This is a genomic window from Methylotuvimicrobium sp. KM2 (assembly GCF_038051925.1).
Lineage (GTDB): Bacteria > Pseudomonadota > Gammaproteobacteria > Methylococcales > Methylomonadaceae > Methylotuvimicrobium.
In genome coordinates this window covers 589,114-608,914 of sequence record NZ_CP150634.1, presented here as the reverse complement: position 1 = coordinate 608,914, position 19,801 = coordinate 589,114, and the positions used below count along the sequence as shown (strand labels likewise).

Sequence of the window (19,801 nt, the reverse complement as noted above, 5' to 3'; positions counted from 1 at the left end):
AAGATTTGACCCAGCCTTAAAAAATGCGCTAACTATGGACTATGACATTGAATATAATAATTAATTTTTCAATACCTTATACCCATAAATATTAAAGCTGGGTAAATGCAACAAAATCACCAACTAACAATCAAACAATCTCACAATAAATTTATACGGGAGAAAGGAAAATGAATAATAATTGTTATTTAAAATACGCAGGGTTACCTTTAGCCATGCTAACGCTGGGCATTTCAACGGCGACCGCGCAAACTCAAGGCAAATTCGATAGAAAGCTATTATTAGAACAACAGATCGAATTACCGTCGAATACCGTCAATGCCAAGACAATCAAAGTCACCATTCCGGCAGGATTCAAAACACCGGACCATACCCACGACGGCCCTGGCCCTCGCTATGTCGTCAAAGGCAAGTTAAAGGTCATTGAAGGCGATAAAACGGGAGTTTATTCAGCCGGTGACGTTTTCTGGGAGTCCGGAGATGTCATGTCGGTCGAAAATGTCGGCAAAAGCTCCGCCGAATTGATCATTTTCGAACTCGCGCAACCGAAACAACCCGAGAAAAAATAACCGGCACTCTTGGTTTGGCCGTCGAAAACAGCCATCATCTTAAATTCAGCAGTTTAACCATGAAGCACATGAAGTCTTTACTTGGCTTGACGGCGGCTTTCCCTGCCGCCGACACCTGCCAATCGAGCTACCGACCCCTCCCTAAAAATAGGGAAGTTGTTTACGACCAAACCCTAAGCACAGACATCCCCGCTGCTAACCCATGTTTGACACCTAACTTTAAAACTCTTTATGAATCAATATTTTATTGGATCATAAATGACCGTAAGGCACTACATAGGCGTTTTTTAAGCGTAATTCGATCTATAGTAGAGTTTTTTGTACACCTCCAGGAAGCGGGTCAAGGCCCAATGTGTGGTAAATCCGTGCTAATTCCGCTTCCGGTTGTGTGCTTTTGCGGATGTGCAGAATACCGCCGTCGGCGCGCCGGAAGGAGGCGGTGACGCGCTGCTGAACGGACAAGATGTCGCGCAGTGTGGACCAGCGGTCGTGAATGCCGTGTTCTTTCAGTTGCCGGCGGATGATTTGCACGAACTGATAGGCCAGGACGGTGATGAACAAATGGCCGTCGACGCGGACTTCTTTGTGATGGTAGACCGGACGAAGCCCGAGTTCGGATTTAAGGCTACGAAACACCGCTTCCAGGTCGGTGAGCATGATATAGGTGCGCCACAGTTTTTCAGCATCCCATTGCGTTTCGTTACTGCGGAGGCAATAGACGCCGGGATGGCTCAGGCGGCTGCCGGCTTTGGGCTGTTTCGACCAGGTCAGGCCGATGACTTTTTCGCCGGTCTCATCCGGGGTCAGTTCGATCGTGTAATGCTGGCCGATACCGTGGTATTTTTCTTGGAGCCGACCGATGCGCTGTTGCAGTTTGTCGAGGCGCTTTTCGGCGCGAGGCTTGTGGAGGCCGTCGGCGATTTTTTGTAATCCGGCTTCGAAGCGCTCGCACAGGTGTTGATTGATGCCGCGCTCTTTTTGTTCGCGCTGTTCGGAGTAGCAATACAAGCGCACTTCTTGGTGTTCGCTGTCGTCGATGCGCTGGATGTGGACGGCGGAGCCGGCGGCGGTTTCGATCGGGATCGCGGTGTCGGCTTCGAATTGCCGAGCGCGTTCGCGGCTGACGACCAGATAGCGGTAACCGTGTTCGCGCAGCCAGGTGAGATTGGCTTCCGTGGCGATGCCTGCGTCCATGACCACCAAGGCGCCGGGTGGTGCACCGAGGTCTTTGAGCATCTCGGCCAAGGTCTTGCCTTCCGAGGCATTGCCGTCGAAGGTCTGGGAACGGCGGACGAAGCCGCTGCCATCGAGCACCAAGCCCAGCGTGACCAGTGGACAGTCGCGGCGCTTTTCTTTGGAGCGGCCCCGTTGCGCTTTCGGATTGGCGGCCGCCGTGCCTTCGAAGTAGGTATTGGTCAAGTCGTATAAGGTAACCGTGGTCTCGAAACCGAACAGATCGTGCACCCGGTTGAACAGCGTGCGTTCGATGACGTCCCGGTGCTTCATCAAAGCGTCTGAAGCCCGATACAACGTGATCGGCTTCATGCGTTCGAAATCGACGTCCAACAGCTCGCCCAAACCGCTGCGCTGACCTAGCCAACGGTGCGTGGCGGCCTCAGAAGCCGGCGCTGCCATGCGCCCGATGATCGAACCCACGACCGCCGCCCGTATCGGCCCGGAGAGACCCAGTCCCATCAGCAGCGAGGTAAAATTGACCAAGTCCATCGCCGCCAAACCGACCTGCTCGACACCGATCGAACGGGGCCTCGCTAATTCCAGCGAGTTCGCATCAATGGTATATATTTCAGCGGGAGTCCGGGACTCCGGTGGCTCCGACGAGACCGATTCCGAAGCCGCCTGTGCGGCTTCATTGACGACACTCATGGCTGGGGTCGGGATCAACGAAAGCCTCACGAGCAATGGCGCGCTTTCCGCCAACAAGCGCGCGGCGATATGTTCCGCGGCCAAGGCCACCGTCTGAGGTAAGTCCGGATCGAATAAACTCGTTTGCAACGATAACAACTCCAGGACACGGCGACATAAGGCCGGCCAAAAAGTGGGCTGGATCGAAAAATGCCGGCCTAGATTCAGCAGTGTGACCTGTTTAACTTTTTGACCGATGCGTTCGGAATGAACCAGTCGATAAGTCTCATGAGGTTCGCCGGTGGCTCTGCAGCGGGTTTGAGTGCGTCGAATAAACATGCCGTCAACTTAGCGCAAACCGCGAGGCGGCGCAAGATGCCTAAGGCATTTTATGGCACTACATTAGCCATTTTCGAGGAAGTCGATTTTTATAGCCCAATGATATCAATTAGTTAAAAAATTAATAATTTTTGCGAATGATAGATATTTACTAGAAAATGTTAAAGGTGGGCTAAATCGCTACCAATCGCTTTCGGCGAGTCTAACCAGCGTAGCCCGGATGGAGCGTAGCGCAATCCGGGAAGCTCGGAGCCACGCCATTCCCGTATTCCGCTTCGCTGCATACGGGCTACGTGCTTTAATAGCAACTTTGGAAAGAGCAGACGTGGTCTGGTGTGGCCGTTTTTAGCTTGATGCGTATGGTTTGTAACCCCGTCCTAAACGTTTCAATCATTGTCAAAGCAAACCAAAACGTTCGGGGCGGGTTATACCTTCCGCACTTCAAATTTCGGCAATGCCAGAGGAGGCGCCGGGGTGTTCGATCCCTCACCTAACGCTAGGTGAGGGACCAGCATGGAGCTGGCATAGAGCCTACAGGGACGTATTCACGGCGTCCTTTGACGGACACTCCGGCGCCGAATTTTGATATACGATGAGTATAAATACCCGCCCCGCGTATGGGATCAAGCAATACACGGCTTACCGCTTACCGCTTACCATCATCTACTTTCCGCTAATCATTGCGACAAGCTTCTCCACATCGAGTTGATCAAACGGCCAACAAAGCTCAATACCGGACGCCTCATGCAACAACACCGGAATGCGTATCGCGTAACGTTCCTGCCATTTCTCATATTCGGCAATGTCGATCGACTCGATCTCGATCTCGATATCGTTATTATCAGTCAGATAACTAGCCAGCATTTCCTCCGCTTGCTCGCACAAATGGCAGCCTTGCGTGCCGAACAGCATCAACTTAGGAACGAGCATGAAATAACTTCGACAATTGTTGAAGGGGGTTCAGTGACTCGATTGACAGGTGTCGGCGGCAGGGAGCCGCCGTCAAGCCTACATGTACGTATTCACGGCGCCCTGTCAAGCGAGTCACTGAACCGCCGCAAAACCTACTACTTATAGACGATATTTTGCACATATTCCTTAGTCATGATGCTTGCTTATTTTATCGAGAAAACCCATCAACAGCGCAGAAATCACCAGAGTTAAATGCACAACGACATACCATAAAATCTTGTCGTTGTCGGTCGCCTGTATGTTCATGAAGACCTTCAATAAATGAATCGACGAGATCGCGACGATCGACGATGCCAGTTTTATTTTTAGAGAACCGTAATCATGTGTTCCGAGCCAGCCCAGTTTTTCGGTCGACAAACCGATATCCATTTGCGAAACGAAATTTTCATAGCCGCTGAACATCACGATAATAATCAAACTACCGACCAGCGTTAGGTCGATCAAGGTCAATAACTTCAAGGTCAAGTTCGCTTCATCGATCTCAAGGATATGAGGAACAAAATGAATGATCTCCTGAAAAAATTTTACCGATATCGCCAACAAGGCAACGCTCATTCCTAGATACACCGGTGCCAAAATCCAACGGCTCGCATACATGATGCGCTCGATCGCGCGTTCAATCATAAAAAGATCCTCAGTGATGCAAATGCGCGGACAACCACCGCTCAGCCACTTCCTTCGCGATGCCTTTTCGGCGCGCATAGTCTTCGAGTTGATCGTGATCGATCTTGCCGACATTGAAATACTGGGCTTCAGGATGCGAAAAATACCAGCCGCTGACCGCCGAGGCCGGATACATCGCGTAACTCTCGGTCAACTCTATTCCGGTCGTCGCAGTCACATTGAGCAACTCGAACAATTTGCTCTTTTCGGTATGATCCGGGCAAGCCGGGTACCCCGGAGCCGGCCTTATGCCTTGATAAGACTCGGCTATCAGCTCCTCGTTACGCCATTGTTCGTCTTTTGCATAACCCCAAAAATCCTTCCTGACCGCTTCATGCATATACTCGGCAAAGGCTTCGGCCAATCGGTCCGCCAAGGCCTTGAGCATGATCGAGCTGTAATCGTCATGGTCTTTTTCGAATTCTTCGAGCTTAGCTTCGATGCCAATGCCGGTCGTTACCGCAAAACCACCTAGATAATCTGTCTTGCCGCTGTCGATAGGCGCGATGAAATCGGACAAACAATAATTCGGCCGCCCCGGCGCCTTGACACTTTGCTGACGCAAATGATGCAAAATTTCTCGCTTTTCAAGGCGAGAATCGTCTTTATATAAAATGATATCGTCGCCGTCGCTGTTGGCCGGGTAGAACCCGATAACGGCACGAGCCTGAAGCCACTCTTCGTTGATGATTTTTTTTAACATCACTTGCGCGTCGTCGAACAGTTTTCTAGCTTCTTCGCCGATGACTCGGTCTTCGAAAATATCGGGATATTTACCGGCCAATTCCCAGGTATGGAAGAACGGCGTCCAATCGATATACCAAACCAACGTATCGAGAGGAAAGCGATCAATGACTTTAGTACCTAAAAAGGTGGGCTTGACCGGCTCGTAATCGGTCCAATTGAATTTATTACGCCTCGCCTGCTCAATGCTATGCTGCTTGGTCTTGGCTTTACGCCCCTGATGCCTTTCCCGAACTTCCTTGTATTCTTCCTTGATTTTTTGGGTAAATGCTTCCTTGGAGTCGTCGCTGACCAAATGACTGGCCACACCGACGCTTCTGGAGGCATCGGCGACGTAAACAACCGGACCGTGATAGTTAGGCTCGATCTTGACCGCAGTATGGGCTCTTGAAGTCGTTGCGCCGCCGATCATCAACGGAATATCGAAGCCTTGACGCTCCATTTCCTTGGCCATGTGCACCATTTCATCGAGGGATGGCGTGATCAATCCGCTCAGCCCGATGATATCGACGTTTTCATCGCGCGCGGTCTGCAAGATTTTTTCGGCCGGCACCATCACACCCAAGTCGATGACTTGAAAGTTATTGCATTGCAGCACCACGCCGACGATGTTTTTGCCGATGTCATGCACGTCGCCCTTGACGGTGGCCATCAATATTTTGCCGTTGCTCTGCATTTCTCCGTTTTGCTCGGCTTCCATGAACGGCATCAAATACGCGACCGCTTTTTTCATGACCCGCGCCGACTTAACGACTTGCGGCAAGAACATTTTGCCGGCCCCGAACAAATCACCGACTACGTTCATACCGTCCATCAACGCGCCTTCGATCACATGCAACGGTTTTTCGGCTTCTTGCCGGGCCTGCTCGGTATCTTCGTCGATGAAATCGGCGATACCTTTAACCAGGGCATGCTCGAGCCTTTTAGTAACCGGCCAACTTCGCCATTCCAGCTCTTCAGGTTTGGCTGCCGTGCTGCCATCGCCGCGATATTTTTCGGCCAACTCCAGCAAACGTTCGGTCGCGTGATCGTTGCGATTGAGCACGACATCCTCAACCGCATCGCGCAATTCCAGCGGAATGTCTTCATAGATCGCCAATTGCCCGGCATTGACGATACCCATGTCCATGCCGGCCTTGATCGCATGAAATAAAAATACCGCATGTATTGCCTCCCGGACCGGGTTGTTGCCCCGGAACGAAAAGGACACGTTCGACACGCCGCCCGATACCAGGGCATGCGGCAAGGTCCGCTTAATCTCGCGGGTTGCTTCGATGAAATCCATGCCGTAGTTATTGTGCTCGTCGATACCGGTTGCGATCGCGAAGATGTTCGGGTCGAAAATAATATCCTCGGCCGGAAAATTCAATTGCTCGGTCAAAATGCGATAGGCGCGGCTGCAAATTTCGATTTTTCGATCGCGCGTATCGGCCTGGCCCTGTTCGTCGAACGCCATCACGATCGCGGCCGCGCCGTAGCGCCGTATCAACTTGGCATGCTGTATGAAGGCTTCTTCGCCTTCCTTCAACGAGATCGAATTAACGACGCCCTTGCCTTGAATGCATTTCAAGCCGGCTTCGAGAATGTCCCACTTCGACGAATCGAGCATGACCGGCACCTTGGCGATATCCGGTTCGGCAGCGATCAGGCTTAGAAAACGCACCATTGCTTCTTTCGACTCCAACATGCCTTCGTCCATGTTGATGTCGATGATTTGCGCGCCGTTTTCGACCTGATCCTTGGCAATTTCCAATGCGGTTTCAAAATCGCCTTCGACGATCAAGCGCTTAAATTTCGCCGAGCCGGTCACGTTGGTCCGTTCGCCGACATTGACGAACAACGAGTCCGGCCCGATATTCATCGGCTCAAGACCGGCCAGGCGGCATTGTCGTTCAATGACGGGAACGACTCTCGGCGGGTATTGCTTGACCGCCTCGACGATCGCCTTGATATGCTCGGGCGACGTGCCGCAGCAGCCACCGATGATGTTCAAATAACCGTTCGCGGCCCAATCGGCTAACTCCAAGGCCATGTCTTCCGGAGATTCATCATATTCGCCGAACTCGTTCGGCAAACCGGCATTCGGATGAGCCGACACATGCGTGTCGGCGATCGATGATAATTCCTCGATATGTTGTCTAAGCTCTTTGGCACCCAAGGCACAGTTGAAGCCGAACGAAATCGGCTCGATATGACTGAGCGAGTTCCAAAACGCCGCGACGGTTTGGCCCGACAGCGTTCTGCCCGAAGCATCGGTAATCGTGCCGGAAATCATGACCGGCAACTTATAACCGATCGCCTCGAAATATTGATCGACCGCGAAAATAGCCGCCTTGGCATTGAGCGTATCGAATACCGTTTCGATCAAAAGAATATCGACACCGCCGTCGATTAAGCCGCGTATCGCTTCGGTATAAGCATCGACCAAGGTATCGAAATCGATGTTACGAAAACCGGGGTCGTTGACATCGGGCGACATCGATGCCGTCCGGTTTGTCGGTCCTAAAATACCGGCAACAAAGCGCGGCTTTTCAGGTGTTTTTTGACTATATTCATCAGCAACTTGTCTAGCTATCCGCGCCGATTCCAAATTAATTTCATAGGCCAATGATTCCATTTGATAATCGGCCATCGCAATTTGCGTCGCGTTAAAGGTATTCGTCTCGATAATATCGCAGCCGACCTCAAGATAAGCGCAATGAATCGCTTTAATAATATCCGGCTGAGTCAAAGACAGCAGATCATTGTTACCTTTTAGATCGACAGTCCAATCCGAAAAACGCTTGCCCCGATAATCTTTTTCTTCCAATTTGTAGCTTTGAATCATCGTGCCCATAGCGCCATCTAAAAACAGGATACTTTGGGACAGTCTTTTTTTAAAGTTTTCTAATTTATTCATGTACTTACATGCTAGAAGTTAAATAAGGGCATAACACCCGGATAAAGCTTGGCTTGACAAGCTGTCGAGCCGCATTATGCTTAACGGATTTTTAGGGAGATGATTATGTCGAAACCGACGATACTCAATGTAATTAAAAGCGTTTTCGCCGCCGCAGTCGGCATACAAAGCAACAAAAATAGGCAAAGGGATTTCGAACACGGCAACTTGTCCACTTACATCATTGTCGGCATTATTTTTACTGTTCTTTTTGTCGCTCTTTTGGTATCGCTTGTTGCAAAAATTACTGGCTGATCAACAAAAAAGCCCAAGCAGGACTTGGGCTTTTTGCCTGGTAAAACGAGATATTATTCCGGTTTGAAACTATTCTTAATCGAGACGAATAACTCTTTCATTCCGCTAAATAAATTAGAAACTGTCAATGCCTCTTTGAGCATAAACTTAGTTCTAATAAAGGCAACGGCTAAGACACCCAGAAGCGGCGGCATCAATTCAAACACAATGGACAACAGGGTTCCGGTAAACCCTTGAAATATTCCACCTTTAGTTTTTCGGTCGCCGATGGAAGCCAAATCCCGCTCATAGCCGCCTTCGAAGCCACCGTCTTTAAATGTCTCGAGTAAATACACATTGAAATAAACCGCCGTAAATTGAACCGCTAAAAAAACGACAGAGCATAAAACCACCCAAAAAAGAATTTTTTCTACTTTAGCTCGCGAAGCCGACTGGTAGACCCAAACGGCCACCAGAATCATAACAATACCACCAATCATTACACACCCTCCTGTTTTAGTTATTATTTTTTAGTCAAAAAGAAAAAGAGATAGGTACATTTCAAAATCATATCCGAATCCGATTTTTCAATAACTTTGCAGGATTCGTATTTTTCACGTCCGGGAGTCGATTGCTTTCTAATCATGCCGTCTTCGACAGAATATTTTAATGCCACTTCAAATGTCTTGGTCCGCCCATAGTTATCAATCGACTTTGTGTTCAATACCCCGTCACTTTTAAAGTCCCATTCGATACTCAGATCTTTTTTCTCCCCCTCCAATTTGGCGGCTTCCGCATAGAGATTCCATTTCCCCAGAATTTCAGACTGATCTTTTAATAAGACTTCCGCATTCGCTGCAAAAGCCAATAAAACAGCGGGCCATATTGCATGTATGCTCTTTTTTATATTCATCTTCCCACCTTTTTACTTTGATTTTATAGGTCCTTCGGATTATAACACACACCTACTGCTACTCTAGTTTTACATTCCCCCTAACTTAATTGCGCATCGCTTTAAAATTTCAACATTAAACTTGACATTAGCTGTGTCTAAAGTATCATTGATGGCTCATTTGCTATGTCTATAGCATTTTCTAAAATATAAAAACACAGGTAGGACACTCATGGGTGCGATCTTAGATTTGACTGAAATGTTAAAAGAACCAGCTGGCATGATCGGTGCGATTGTCGTTATCGCAGCCGGCTACTTCTTAGTAAAATGGGTTTTTGCTGAGCCTAACGACGAAGACAAATAAACTAACGCCCCGTTAGTTTTAAAAAGATCACAAGGCCGCCCCTGCTAATCCTGATAAGTATTAGAGGCGGCCTTTGTTTTTTCTACCCACCTCCAAGCTAAATACCTTATAATTTATACATTTATTCAGCATAATGCTCTAGTAAATGTATCATTTTATTTTCAACAAGCTTCACCAACTGCACAACAAACCCGCACCAGCTACCGGCATCGGCTTATTTCGACTGCTCTACGGCATCGTATTATTTCAAGAAATCTGCTTCTTATTATATTTCCATCATCTAATTTTCGACCCAATTCCTTACATTGACGTTGAGTTCCCGCTCATTCCTTTTTTTCTTTGTCTCTGGGCGGTTTCTGCTTTATTCATAATCGTTGGCTACCAATGCCAAAACGCATTAATTGTAAGCTACCTTTTTTGGATTATCTTTGTACAGTTCACCCCCATGCAGCGAGACTTTGACGGCGGATTTGATGCATTCATGACTGGATCAGGATTTTTTTTGCTCTTCATGCCGACCGACAAAGCCTTTGCGCTCGACCAATTAAGACTAAAACTCAGCACACCCTTTCGCCATTACTCTCAACACCCGAAACCTACTGTTTCATGCCTGAGCTACCAGCTTCCCGTCTTTATCTGCCTAGGCTTTCTTTATTTCGACTCGGCGATTCATAAATTATTTGCCGAACACTGGCGAAACGGCCTAGGAGCCTGGCTTCCCTCCACACAGCCATATTATGTATCCGCGATCAATATGTCCTGGCTCCTTAATCAGGAAATATTACAAAAGACGATTGGCTATATCATTATTGTGTTCCAATTTAGCTTTATATTCTTTTTCTCAAACCGCTACTTACGCCCCTTCTACTTATTCATTGGCATTGGCTTACACCTTGGCATAACGATTTCTCTAAATATTTATCCGTTTGGCCTTGGCATGCTCATTTTTTACAGCTTACTGGTTCCTTTTTCATGGTGGCGCCGCTTAGCCAAAGCCCTTAGACCCGCTCAGCCTTTATTACTGGTCTACTACGACAAAGACTGCCCTTTATGCAATCGCACTGCATTAACGGTCAATCATTTCGATATTTTTAAATGCATTGAATTTAAGGACGCTCAAACTTATTCGAATAAACAACCCGCACTATCTACCCTGCCATTGGATACCTTGCTGACCGATCTTTATTCGGTCGACGAAAACGGTAAGGTTTATAACGGCATCAACACCTACATCCAGATTCTAATGAAAATGCGCTATCCATTTTTAATTGGCTGGCTACTCCGCACCCCCGGCATTCATCATCTAGCCAAAGCTATTTATCGCAACATAGCCGATAACAGACAGCGCATAACATGCAATCAAGACTGCACGATTCCAAACACAACCCAATTCAAATTAAACAGCTTTTATGGCCGTTTTTTTGGGACCAATAACCCTCAGTCACGAAGAAACTTAAAAACACTGACCAAAGCCTTCTTAATCATTTGCATACTACAAATCAATAGCTCCATTCACTACGGACTACTATACCGGCTTAATGTCGACACACGCAGCAACCCCTTAATGCTTGCAATGACTCAAGCCAGCAATTCCATTTTATTACTATCCCACTCATTCATCGGCATAACACCCCATGCTCTTTATTTGCACGACCATTTTGAGGGGTACGACACGTTACTCGCAATCACCTACACCAACGATAACGGAGATGAAGCCTGGCTGCCGTTCATCAACCAAGAAGGACGGATATTAGCCCCTCACTGGGGACGCGTTCACTCAATGTGGGCCAATATCGCTGTCACACCGAATATTGACGCCACTAGACTTAACAAACTGATCATGAAAATTACTGCATACTGGGCACATAGACTCCATCTAGACCTTGATAACGCCCTGTTCACGATCAAGATTAAGAAAAATTCAGCGCCGTCCTACTGGGTTTATGATTTGCTCAATAAAAACCTCAGCGGAGAATGGTCAAACCTAGGCGCAGTCCAGTGGAAACAGCAGCAATTTCATAGCAATTTAAACCAAACATTGCTGGATAATATCTCTACTCAATCAAGTTATTGGCCCACCTCAACACCCGAATAACGACAAGCCCTTGCCCTTACGATTGAACCATACCTTTCGAACTTCAAATTTAGGCAGCACCCAAGGATGAGTTAGATTGCTCGATCCCTCACCCAACGCTAGGCGGAGGGATCTACATGGACGTATTCACCCAGCACCTAAATTCCATAGCCGTACCCATTGCTTAATCAACAATCGGCACAATTAGCAATTTTTTATTTTTTTATAACAACCACTTAATAACATACTAGTCTATTTTTTTAACAATCTTCGACTCCATTTCATTTATAACTTCTACGCTCATTTTAATTTAAATGTTGCATAGAATTTTTTGCCATGATATAAAAATACCGTGCTAAGCATTTAGTACTGTAATTTTATTAATATAAAAATAAATTCTTTTGGAGGATAGTATGAAAAAAGTTTTATCACTTTTAGCTATGGCATTAATGATTGTTGGCTTAACAGGCTGCCTGGACGATCCCGATAGCTCCAAACAAAAAGTTGAAAATACAACTATTAGGTTGTAAGTTTTGAATTTATGAACCCGGCTTAATTTCTAATAAGCCGGGTTCATATTAACAACCCAATCCACCTCTTTTATTACCTGCGCGTTATTCCCCATCAATCAGTTCCTTTTTTCGCTGAAAATTTATTTTTTTCCAGCCTCCTCGATTAATCATCAAACTTCTTTTTCTAGCTTATATTTTCCGCTCTTCTTTTTGCATTCCCCACACAGCTATTTCTTAACCTCTGCTTGTGACAATAGATCCTATAGTGCCACATAAGACAGACAACTAACACTACGACTTTTGTTCGTATTCACACCGCATAAAAACACACGACTTTATAACTATTCGCACAAAGCCTACCGCAATATATACCTTTCTCACTTCAAACTTCGACAGGGCCAGAGGAGGCTTATGAGTGCTCACCCCCATAAGCGCCAACTTAACGCTCATTCTATGGCGCATTTGCCGCTTTATGAAAAACAACACCGGTTCCGAGGAGGGTGCGGTTGCTCGACCGACAGGCGTCGGCGGCAGGGATAGCCGCCGCCGAGCCTACATGGACGTATTCACCCAGCACCTAAATTCCATAGTCCATTGGCTATGGTTAACTATCTTGGATGATTTAGGTGCTGGGTTCACGGCGTCCTATCGGGCGAGTGACCGCATCCACCACAGTTTGCACTTTCATTTGCCTGGCGATTGCCGGGCCTTCATGAACGTTACTTAAGTTGGCGCCAATGTGCTCACCCCCTCCCCTAACGCTGGCATGGAGCTGGCATAGAGCCTTCACGGCGTCCGTTGGCGGGCACCCAGACGCCGAATTTTGATCTAAGACGGGTATAACGATGAAAACATACCCAAAAAACCTGTCGACTGCATAACCGTCTCATGCACACTCCTAGGTTAACCCTAAAAAGAGCCCCCCCCCCGGCATGCGTTGCAGACCGTTTGTGCCACGCTAAAAAGCCTAAGCATGAAGGGATCACAACACTTTCATAAGCTTGGTTAAACCTCAGTCCTTTCGACCACCCCAGGACGAACCGCAACTTGAGGCGCTCAACCTTTCGTTTTAGGCTTATACTCGCAAATAGTTACTCTCTTTTCTTAGAAGGCTTAGTCAATTTATACCTTTCGCACTTCAACTTTCGGCAGTGCCGGAGGAGGCCTCGGGGTGTTCGGCCCATACGCATCAAGCTAAGCAAAGATCCTCGCAACTAAATCGCAACGGACCTCTTCCGGCGATCCTGAACAGCGTAGCCCGGATGGAGCGTAGCGCAATCCGGGAAGTTCGGAGCCACGCCATTCCCGTATTTCGCTACGCTCCATCCGGGCTACGCGCTTCAATAGCAAACAAGAAAGATCGGGGGCGTTTTTAGCTTGATGCGTATGGGTACTCGGCCCCTCAGCCGGCATAGATCCTACATGGACTTATTTACCCCGCTAGCCACCCATCGACATCCCTGAGTGATAAAAGCGTCAGAATACAGCAAATACAGGAGAATTTTTGTTCCCCAGTATCAGACTCATTGCCGCCTAAACCGCCAACTGCTAGAGCCCCACTTCCTGCATTCATGATCAAACCTAAAAACAGCCACCCAATACGATAACAACAGGCATAAAAAAGCCCCCGCGTTTTTCAACACGGAGGCTCTTAACCCTACTTAGTCTATATAACTAGACCAAGCTATTCATTAGATGAATGTTGGGATCAATGGAGCATCTACCATTGTCATTTGACGGTTGCCGTCTTCGTCGATGAAGAACAACAGACCCGCGAAACGGCTGTCTGGATCGTAGATCAAGTCAGCTAAACGGTAAACTTCCCATGCTGCGTCAGAAGCAGTAACGTCAACAGTTCTTGTTTCGCCTGGAGCAAGTGGGCTGTTATCGCTAACAGACAAACCTTCTTCAGCTAACAAATCATCTGGATAGTTAGTGTCGTCTTCATATACATCAGCATCCAAGAAACGAACAGAAGCTGTGTTGAACTCAGCCAAACGAACTGCAGAATCACCGTTGTTAGTGATTTCCAAAGTCATTTGCATTGCACGACCTGGAACACGGTAAGAAGCATCAACAACTTTTACAGAAACTGTAGGTTGTGGAAGTTCCAAAGATTTAATACCGCGCATCAAACCTGCTTGCAATGGAGTCGTAACAGGATATTTCTCGTTGGCTTGACCCATTGAGATAGCAACGATAGCCATAGTACCGGCAGCGAAAGCCATACCAACTTTTTTATCAGTTGGAGTGATCAAAGAATCGGCTTTACCAGCGTCAACAGCTATTCTGCGTGGAATGAATACAGGCTTGCGACACCAGTATAACATCCAAGCCACACCCAAAGCGTACCAGAACAAGTGCCATCCATAGACACCGTCCAGTGCATATGTTTCCAGGTCAATGGTTTCACCAGTCAATGTAGTGATTGGATTTCTGAAATCACCCATGCTACCAGTAATAGTTACCCATTTACCAGGACCAATGATTGGACCACCGCCTTCAACGTTCATCATAGTGTGAACGTGCCAGTCACCTGGACGACGCGCTTTCAACAAAACTTTAAATTCATAAGTTTCGCCCAATTCCAACGTTACCGAACGTGGAACCAACTGACCACCGATCCAAGAACCTGCACGAATAAATACAGGACCAGGAATACCGATGTTCAAGAAAGCAACTTCTGGTTTATCGACAGTTTCCGGCCATCCCGCGAAAACGTGGAATTTACCAGAAATTGACATAGTATCATTGACAGAAACTTGGTCTTTAGACCAGTTCAAGTCGAACCAGTGAATAGTCCGCATACGCATGAATGCCGCCTGTGATTTCTCACCATGAGCAGATGCTGTCGGAGTGTAAAACATCGCTGCTGTTACTGATACCAGCAGTGCGACAAAGGACAATTTAGCAACTTTGTCTTTTATTATTTTCATATATCCTCCTCTATTACAGAGAATTAATAGTTTTATAAGCATCCGGTAAATCCAAAATGAATATACCGCGGTTTTTTGATTATTAAGTTTGTATCAAGAACCTTGTACAAATTTTTCACTTCCGAACCAGCTTCCGAAGAAGTGCCACAAGAAGTAAATCAAGATACTTACGAAACCAGAGAAGAACGCTGATACTGGAGCAACGTCTTTACCGAATGTTCTCAGTGTACCTTTTTCAACCATACGAATGTACTCAGGAGTACCGGTTCTAACATAGTGGTAACCTTGCAGGTCAGCCAGAGTCATCATCATGCCGTTGTATTCAACAGGAACATGTAATGGAGCAATGATTGGCCAGTTACCTGGATAGAACAACAAGCCCCAAGCTAAACCACCAACAACCGCAGTCAGAGTCATGCTGTTGGAAAGCATCAGGATGACGTCTAATACGATAGCACCTGGCATCAGGTTAGATGGGAAAACGAAGTTAACCGGGAAGTATGTCCATCCCCAGAAGTTGAAGTATCTGTTGATCCACTCACCGAGCAACAGACCCAAGACACACAAAGTTGCACCCCAAGCGATGCGATAGCGCCACCAAAGTACAGCTTGAACAGCGGCAGGGAAAGTAATTGAAACGATTGGCGCCACAGTTACCCATAGACGTCTATCTTTCCAATCAGTCCAGAAATCCCAGTCACCGCCGGTCAACATATAGTGGATATGATAACCACCGAGAACAACAAAAAACGCCGTAAAGAGAATCATGTAGTCGATCGCACGAGAAACTTTGACAGCTTCTGCGCGTGAACGAACAGCTGATTGAGATGCGCTCATTAGCTTACCTCCTAAAGGATTTAAAAATTATTATTTATTTTTTACTATTTTCTGAATCGCTTCTTCGGTAAAGAAGAAGCGACCAGGAGATAGTTTTTTTCAAGACTTAAGCGATTAAGCCAGGTCTTTTTTCAGCAGCTTGGACAATGCGCCCAGCTCGATGTTGATTACACCCAATACACCCAAGGCAGACCATCCGAAGAAGACGAAGCCATAGTGCAGAGGAGCAACAAACAATTCTTCCATAAACCAGAAAGTATGACCCCACTCGTTCAAACCAACGTTAGGCAGGATCATGAACGGACCTACAACAACAACCAGGTATTGCAGAGACAAACCTTGTTGGTAAGTTGGAAGTCTTGTTTTAGCATACAAGAAAGAAGCACCACCAGTGATGATGTAGATTGGGTAGCTCAAGTAGAACTCGATGATGTGACTTGGAGTGAAGTCAGTATCACGAACGATCGTTTGATGCCATGTACCGTCTTGTTCTGTGAAGTAGCTAGCACCGAAGTAGATCGCGATACCGTACATCATCAACCATGTCCAGTGAGTAAAATGTCTTCTCAACTCTTCACGCGGAGTGATTGACATCACTTTACGATCGCGAGTTTTCCAAAGGTAACCCCACAATACAGAAGCTGTCAATACTTCCAACACCATTTCGATGTACAGGAAGTTCATCCAGTAAGTTTCGAATTCAGGCGCGAACGAATCCAGGCCGGCGGACCAACCATAAACGCCTTCATACCAACGAACCCAAGCATAGAAAACACAGTACAGAGATGCACCGGCAATCATATTTTTTTTGTTCAAAAGTGGTGCTTCTGCAGCATCAGCTTTAACTGACTCAGTTGTAGCAGCCATTTCTACCTCCTAAAAAATTTATAAAACCCCGAAGGGCGGTTGCTTTAGAACATCCCTTTAACGCTTTATTCAAGCTCTACCAGTCCAATTTGGTGCTGCTCAGTTTATCATTTCGAAAAGGCTTGTCAACAAAATTTATGACCAATCTAGTACGCTATTGTTTAAGCAATTGCTAGCGGCCCTTTTTTTTTACTACCTTCACGGCCCTTAAGCTTTTATTTATCATCCATCACCCAAAGTCTGTTTTCGATTTTTTTGGTTCCATTACCAACATATGATGCCGATATATCTTTCGCACTTCAAATTTCGGCAGAGCAGGAGGAGGCCTCGGGGTGCTAGGTCGATTTTTGCTCCTGCAAAATCGACATTCACGCCATCCATGGCGCTCGCAAAGGCCTTGCCAGCATGGAGCTGGCATAGAGCCTACATGGACGTATTCACCCAGCACCTAAATTCCATAGCTCATTGGCTAAGGTCAATTGTCTTGGACAATTTAGGTGCTGGGTTCACGGCGTCCTTTGACGGGCACCCCGAGGCCGAATTTTCATCTACGATGAATATAATTTAAGTGATCGCACCGAATTTTGCTCTGCGATGGATTTGCATCAACCGTCTAACTTACCCATGTCTTAACAACAACACCTGTTCTTTTATGCTAACAACCTAAAATTTCAATACTTTTCAATTTAACAAATTGAGTTTCCTGCACCCGAAATTCTGTTAGAATCTTGTTTGCGTTCACAATCCCAAACTATAAAAATCAACAATGAAAAACTTTAAATTCTTGTTTTTTCTCATTGGCTTCATCGGACTGATATTATTTCAGCGCGAAGCCATCATGCCACTTGCGCATCAAGTAGCCAGCTCCGATCTTTTTCTTGTTGACTCAGAAGATATCGGCGATCTAGAAAGCATTTCCAATGAAATGACCGATCTGGCATTTACATTCTGTAACAACTATATCAAAGAAGAGCTTGATAATAAGTATTCGGTTTTCTTTTCTGCACAGCCGCTTAACGCATGGGGTATCGGCAATCACCAATACGTCATTAACGCAGAGGTTGAAATAGCAGGCCCCGAAACGGCAAGCATCACTCGAAGATATGCTTGCCGGATTAAATACGAAAAAGGCGATGATCTATCAGGAATTTTGAATACCGATAATTGGTCGATTGACGGATTATCCGGAATTGACGAGTTATAAACCGATTAGCGCATCCTCGACCCCAATCTCCGCAAAAAAAAATGCCCTCTAAATAGAGGGCATTTTTTTTTGCGGAGATTTTTAACCCAGCCTTAACATTGCGCGTCAATAGGTTATTGAATAATATGCAATAATTAATTTTATGGCACTACAAAGTTAAATTTGGCATGATTTTTAATTATTATATTTCAATAGCATAGGAGGTAGACACTACACTTGTTAAAGCTGGGTTAAGTCATGCCTTTCGTACGTTAAATTTCGACATTGGCAAAACAACACCGGGGGCAATTCACAAAGTATTCAGCCTCGCGCCTAAAATCATAACTTTCTTTGAAGGCGGTATTTAGCCTCCCGACGCCGAGACTTGGTTATCTCAGTAGATAATCTTAGTCTTCATGCACACTAAAGACCTGCTTGCGATTTTCTTTATCGAAAGCAATGACTTTATAGGCGTCTTTGCGATCGCCCATTTCCATACCAGGCGTCCCGACAGGCATCCCCGGAACGGCAATACCTGAAACATCGACACTTAAACCCAAGAGCTTTTCGATATCCTCGACAGGCACATGACCTTCGATCACATAATCGCCCAATATCGCCGTATGGCAGGAAGCCAACTCGCCGGGAACCCCATATTTGCGTTTAACCGAGTCAACATCGTGAACAACATTATCAATCACATTAAAGTTATTATCCTTGAGATGCTTAACCCATTTTCCACAACATCCACAAGAGGGGCTTCGATAAACCACAACATCCTTAACCTGTCCAATCTCGGCCAGGGCTAAGCGCCCGGCAAAACCAAAAGATAGCATCATCATTATTGCTAATATTTTTTTCATTCATTACTCCTATGAAATCGACATGAAATCATTTTATACCTTTCGCACTTCAAATTTCGGCAGCGCCGGAGTGAGCCTCGGGGCGCATGGAGCTGGCATAGCGCCTACATGGACGTATTTACCCAGCACCTAAATAAGCCATGATTTTGAATCATTGCCAAAGACCTATGGACATTAGGCGCTGGGTTTACGGCGTCCTTTGACGGGCACCCCGAGGCCGAATTTTCATCTACGCTGAGTATATAGTAAAAACCTCATCCAACTCTTTTCCGCTCGAGAGGCTGGTGGATCGGGGCGTTACTGTGAAAGCACGATGCCGGCTCCGAGTAGGGGACGGTTGCTCGACCGATGGGTGTCGTAATTTGACTATAGTTTTCGCACATCAAATTTCGGTTTTTTAAAACCCTCACCCCAGCCCTCTCCCACAGTTGGCGAGGGAGGCGAATGCCGAAATTTCATGTGCGATAGGTATAACAAAAAGCATCGTTACTGCTAGCGATGCAGCGGCTCGCCCGTCATCGTCGCAATGATATTTCTCGTACCGGCATTTTCCCGATGCTCACATAGATAAACACCTTGCCATGTTCCTAACAACAACCGCCCCGAACCCACCGGTATTGTCAACTGACAGCCGATCATAATGTTTTTTATATGCGCCGGCATATCATCGCTTCCTTCGAGCGTATGTTGATAATATGGTTCATTTTCCGGGACCGTTTTGGAAAAATAAGCCTCCATATCTATTCTGACATCGGGATCGGCATTTTCATTAATACCCAAAGACGCCGAGGTATGCTGGATAAATAGATGTAATAACCCGCACTTGATCGCACCTATCTCGGGTAAGCCTTGACAGATTTCAGGGGTGATTAAATGAAAGCCGCGTTTTTTTGAACTAATTTTTATTTGCTTTTGGATCCACATGACTTGTTTACTCCCTCGGCATTAATT

17 protein-coding genes are annotated in these 19,801 nt (G+C 46.5%); 6 read left to right on the top strand and 11 right to left on the bottom strand.

Annotated elements, in window-relative coordinates; all coding sequences use genetic code 11:
• Positions 1-170 precede the first annotated feature (170 nt).
• Entirely contained in the window at positions 171-569 is a 399-nt protein-coding gene (locus tag WJM45_RS02660; RefSeq protein ID WP_341327454.1) for a cupin domain-containing protein, read from the top strand.
• A gap of 303 nt (positions 570-872) precedes the next feature.
• On the opposite strand, the gene WJM45_RS02655 is transcribed toward WJM45_RS02660, so the two are convergent.
• From WJM45_RS02655 to metH, 4 genes are all read right to left on the bottom strand, one after another.
• Entirely contained in the window at positions 873-2,771 is a 1,899-nt protein-coding gene (locus WJM45_RS02655) for an IS1634 family transposase (RefSeq protein WP_341325412.1), read from the bottom strand.
• Between the two features lie 663 nt (positions 2,772-3,434).
• Positions 3,435-3,701, bottom strand: a complete 267-nt coding sequence (locus tag WJM45_RS02650; RefSeq protein WP_341327453.1) for a glutaredoxin family protein — start codon at positions 3,699-3,701, stop codon at positions 3,435-3,437.
• 168 nt (positions 3,702-3,869) lie between these two features.
• Entirely contained in the window at positions 3,870-4,364 is a 495-nt protein-coding gene (locus WJM45_RS02645; RefSeq protein ID WP_341328905.1) for a TIGR00645 family protein, read from the bottom strand.
• A gap of 13 nt (positions 4,365-4,377) precedes the next feature.
• Complete coding sequence (metH, locus tag WJM45_RS02640; protein ID WP_341327452.1) at positions 4,378-8,049, bottom strand: methionine synthase; 3,672 nt, start codon at positions 8,047-8,049, stop codon at positions 4,378-4,380.
• A 105-nt stretch (positions 8,050-8,154) separates the two neighbouring features.
• Here metH and WJM45_RS02635 point away from each other — a divergent pair, with 105 nt between their 5' ends.
• Positions 8,155-8,343, top strand: coding sequence for a DUF2970 domain-containing protein (locus WJM45_RS02635; protein WP_341327451.1), 189 nt, complete (start codon positions 8,155-8,157; stop codon positions 8,341-8,343).
• A 53-nt stretch (positions 8,344-8,396) separates the two neighbouring features.
• On the opposite strand, the gene WJM45_RS02630 is transcribed toward WJM45_RS02635, so the two are convergent.
• Positions 8,397-8,822 (bottom strand): hypothetical protein, encoded by a 426-nt coding sequence (locus WJM45_RS02630; RefSeq protein ID WP_341327450.1) that lies wholly within the window; start codon positions 8,820-8,822, stop codon positions 8,397-8,399.
• A gap of 23 nt (positions 8,823-8,845) precedes the next feature.
• Positions 8,846-9,235 carry a hypothetical protein gene (locus WJM45_RS02625; protein WP_341327449.1) on the bottom strand — a complete coding sequence of 130 codons (390 nt, stop codon included), beginning with the start codon at positions 9,233-9,235 and terminating at the stop codon, positions 8,846-8,848.
• 211 nt (positions 9,236-9,446) lie between these two features.
• Between WJM45_RS02625 and WJM45_RS02620 the strand changes: the two genes are divergently transcribed.
• The 3 genes from WJM45_RS02620 to WJM45_RS02610 all read left to right on the top strand — a co-directional run bounded on the left by WJM45_RS02620 (position 9,447) and on the right by WJM45_RS02610 (position 12,891).
• The gene (locus WJM45_RS02620; protein WP_017841996.1) at positions 9,447-9,578 is read left to right on the top strand and encodes a hypothetical protein; all 132 of its coding nucleotides are present in this window, start codon (positions 9,447-9,449) and stop codon (positions 9,576-9,578) included.
• A 145-nt stretch (positions 9,579-9,723) separates the two neighbouring features.
• Positions 9,724-11,673, top strand: a complete 1,950-nt coding sequence (locus WJM45_RS02615) for a DCC1-like thiol-disulfide oxidoreductase family protein (protein ID WP_341327448.1) — start codon at positions 9,724-9,726, stop codon at positions 11,671-11,673.
• Between the two features lie 963 nt (positions 11,674-12,636).
• Complete coding sequence (locus WJM45_RS02610; protein ID WP_341327447.1) at positions 12,637-12,891, top strand: hypothetical protein; 255 nt, start codon at positions 12,637-12,639, stop codon at positions 12,889-12,891.
• A gap of 964 nt (positions 12,892-13,855) precedes the next feature.
• Here the strand turns inward: WJM45_RS02610 and amoB are convergent.
• The 3 genes from amoB to amoC all read right to left on the bottom strand — a co-directional run bounded on the left by amoB (position 13,856) and on the right by amoC (position 16,804).
• Positions 13,856-15,100: a bacterial ammonia monooxygenase, subunit AmoB gene (gene amoB / locus WJM45_RS02605; protein ID WP_341327446.1), complete on the bottom strand. Its 1,245-nt coding sequence runs from the start codon at positions 15,098-15,100 to the stop codon at positions 13,856-13,858.
• Between the two features lie 93 nt (positions 15,101-15,193).
• Positions 15,194-15,937, bottom strand: coding sequence for a bacterial ammonia monooxygenase, subunit AmoA (gene amoA / locus WJM45_RS02600; protein ID WP_341327445.1), 744 nt, complete (start codon positions 15,935-15,937; stop codon positions 15,194-15,196).
• Positions 15,938-16,051: 114 nt separating this feature from the next.
• The gene (amoC, locus tag WJM45_RS02595; RefSeq protein WP_341327444.1) at positions 16,052-16,804 is read right to left on the bottom strand and encodes a bacterial ammonia monooxygenase, subunit AmoC; all 753 of its coding nucleotides are present in this window, start codon (positions 16,802-16,804) and stop codon (positions 16,052-16,054) included.
• Between the two features lie 766 nt (positions 16,805-17,570).
• Between amoC and WJM45_RS02590 the strand changes: the two genes are divergently transcribed.
• A complete protein-coding gene (locus WJM45_RS02590) occupies positions 17,571-18,008 on the top strand; it encodes a hypothetical protein (protein WP_341327443.1) in 438 nt (145 codons plus the stop codon).
• 386 nt (positions 18,009-18,394) lie between these two features.
• On the opposite strand, the gene WJM45_RS02585 is transcribed toward WJM45_RS02590, so the two are convergent.
• Both WJM45_RS02585 and WJM45_RS02580 read right to left on the bottom strand, forming a co-directional pair.
• Complete coding sequence (locus WJM45_RS02585; RefSeq protein WP_341327442.1) at positions 18,395-18,850, bottom strand: DUF411 domain-containing protein; 456 nt, start codon at positions 18,848-18,850, stop codon at positions 18,395-18,397.
• A 492-nt stretch (positions 18,851-19,342) separates the two neighbouring features.
• On the bottom strand, positions 19,343-19,774 hold the full coding sequence (locus WJM45_RS02580; RefSeq protein WP_341327441.1) for a secondary thiamine-phosphate synthase enzyme YjbQ: 432 nt from the start codon (positions 19,772-19,774) through the stop codon (positions 19,343-19,345).
• Positions 19,775-19,801 lie beyond the last annotated feature (27 nt).

Excerpts from the sequence above, each read along its gene's own strand:
- WJM45_RS02610 (WP_341327447.1), top strand. The coding sequence starts at position 12,637 with ATGAAAAACAACACCGGTTCCGAGGAGGGTGCGGTTGCTCGACCGACA.
- WJM45_RS02580 (WP_341327441.1), bottom strand. The coding sequence starts at position 19,774 with ATGTGGATCCAAAAGCAAATAAAAATTAGTTCAAAAAAACGCGGCTTT.
- WJM45_RS02585 (WP_341327442.1), bottom strand. The coding sequence starts at position 18,850 with ATGAAAAAAATATTAGCAATAATGATGATGCTATCTTTTGGTTTTGCC.
- WJM45_RS02650 (WP_341327453.1), bottom strand. The coding sequence starts at position 3,701 with ATGCTCGTTCCTAAGTTGATGCTGTTCGGCACGCAAGGCTGCCATTTG.
- WJM45_RS02615 (WP_341327448.1), top strand. The coding sequence starts at position 9,724 with ATGTATCATTTTATTTTCAACAAGCTTCACCAACTGCACAACAAACCC.
- WJM45_RS02655 (WP_341325412.1), bottom strand. The coding sequence starts at position 2,771 with ATGTTTATTCGACGCACTCAAACCCGCTGCAGAGCCACCGGCGAACCT.
- WJM45_RS02635 (WP_341327451.1), top strand. The coding sequence starts at position 8,155 with ATGTCGAAACCGACGATACTCAATGTAATTAAAAGCGTTTTCGCCGCC.
- amoC (WP_341327444.1), bottom strand. The coding sequence starts at position 16,804 with ATGGCTGCTACAACTGAGTCAGTTAAAGCTGATGCTGCAGAAGCACCA.
- WJM45_RS02620 (WP_017841996.1), top strand. The coding sequence starts at position 9,447 with ATGGGTGCGATCTTAGATTTGACTGAAATGTTAAAAGAACCAGCTGGC.
- WJM45_RS02590 (WP_341327443.1), top strand. The coding sequence starts at position 17,571 with ATGAAAAACTTTAAATTCTTGTTTTTTCTCATTGGCTTCATCGGACTG.
- WJM45_RS02625 (WP_341327449.1), bottom strand. The coding sequence starts at position 9,235 with ATGAATATAAAAAAGAGCATACATGCAATATGGCCCGCTGTTTTATTG.
- metH (WP_341327452.1), bottom strand. The coding sequence starts at position 8,049 with ATGAATAAATTAGAAAACTTTAAAAAAAGACTGTCCCAAAGTATCCTG.
- WJM45_RS02660 (WP_341327454.1), top strand. The coding sequence starts at position 171 with ATGAATAATAATTGTTATTTAAAATACGCAGGGTTACCTTTAGCCATG.
- amoA (WP_341327445.1), bottom strand. The coding sequence starts at position 15,937 with ATGAGCGCATCTCAATCAGCTGTTCGTTCACGCGCAGAAGCTGTCAAA.
- WJM45_RS02630 (WP_341327450.1), bottom strand. The coding sequence starts at position 8,822 with ATGATTGGTGGTATTGTTATGATTCTGGTGGCCGTTTGGGTCTACCAG.
- amoB (WP_341327446.1), bottom strand. The coding sequence starts at position 15,100 with ATGAAAATAATAAAAGACAAAGTTGCTAAATTGTCCTTTGTCGCACTG.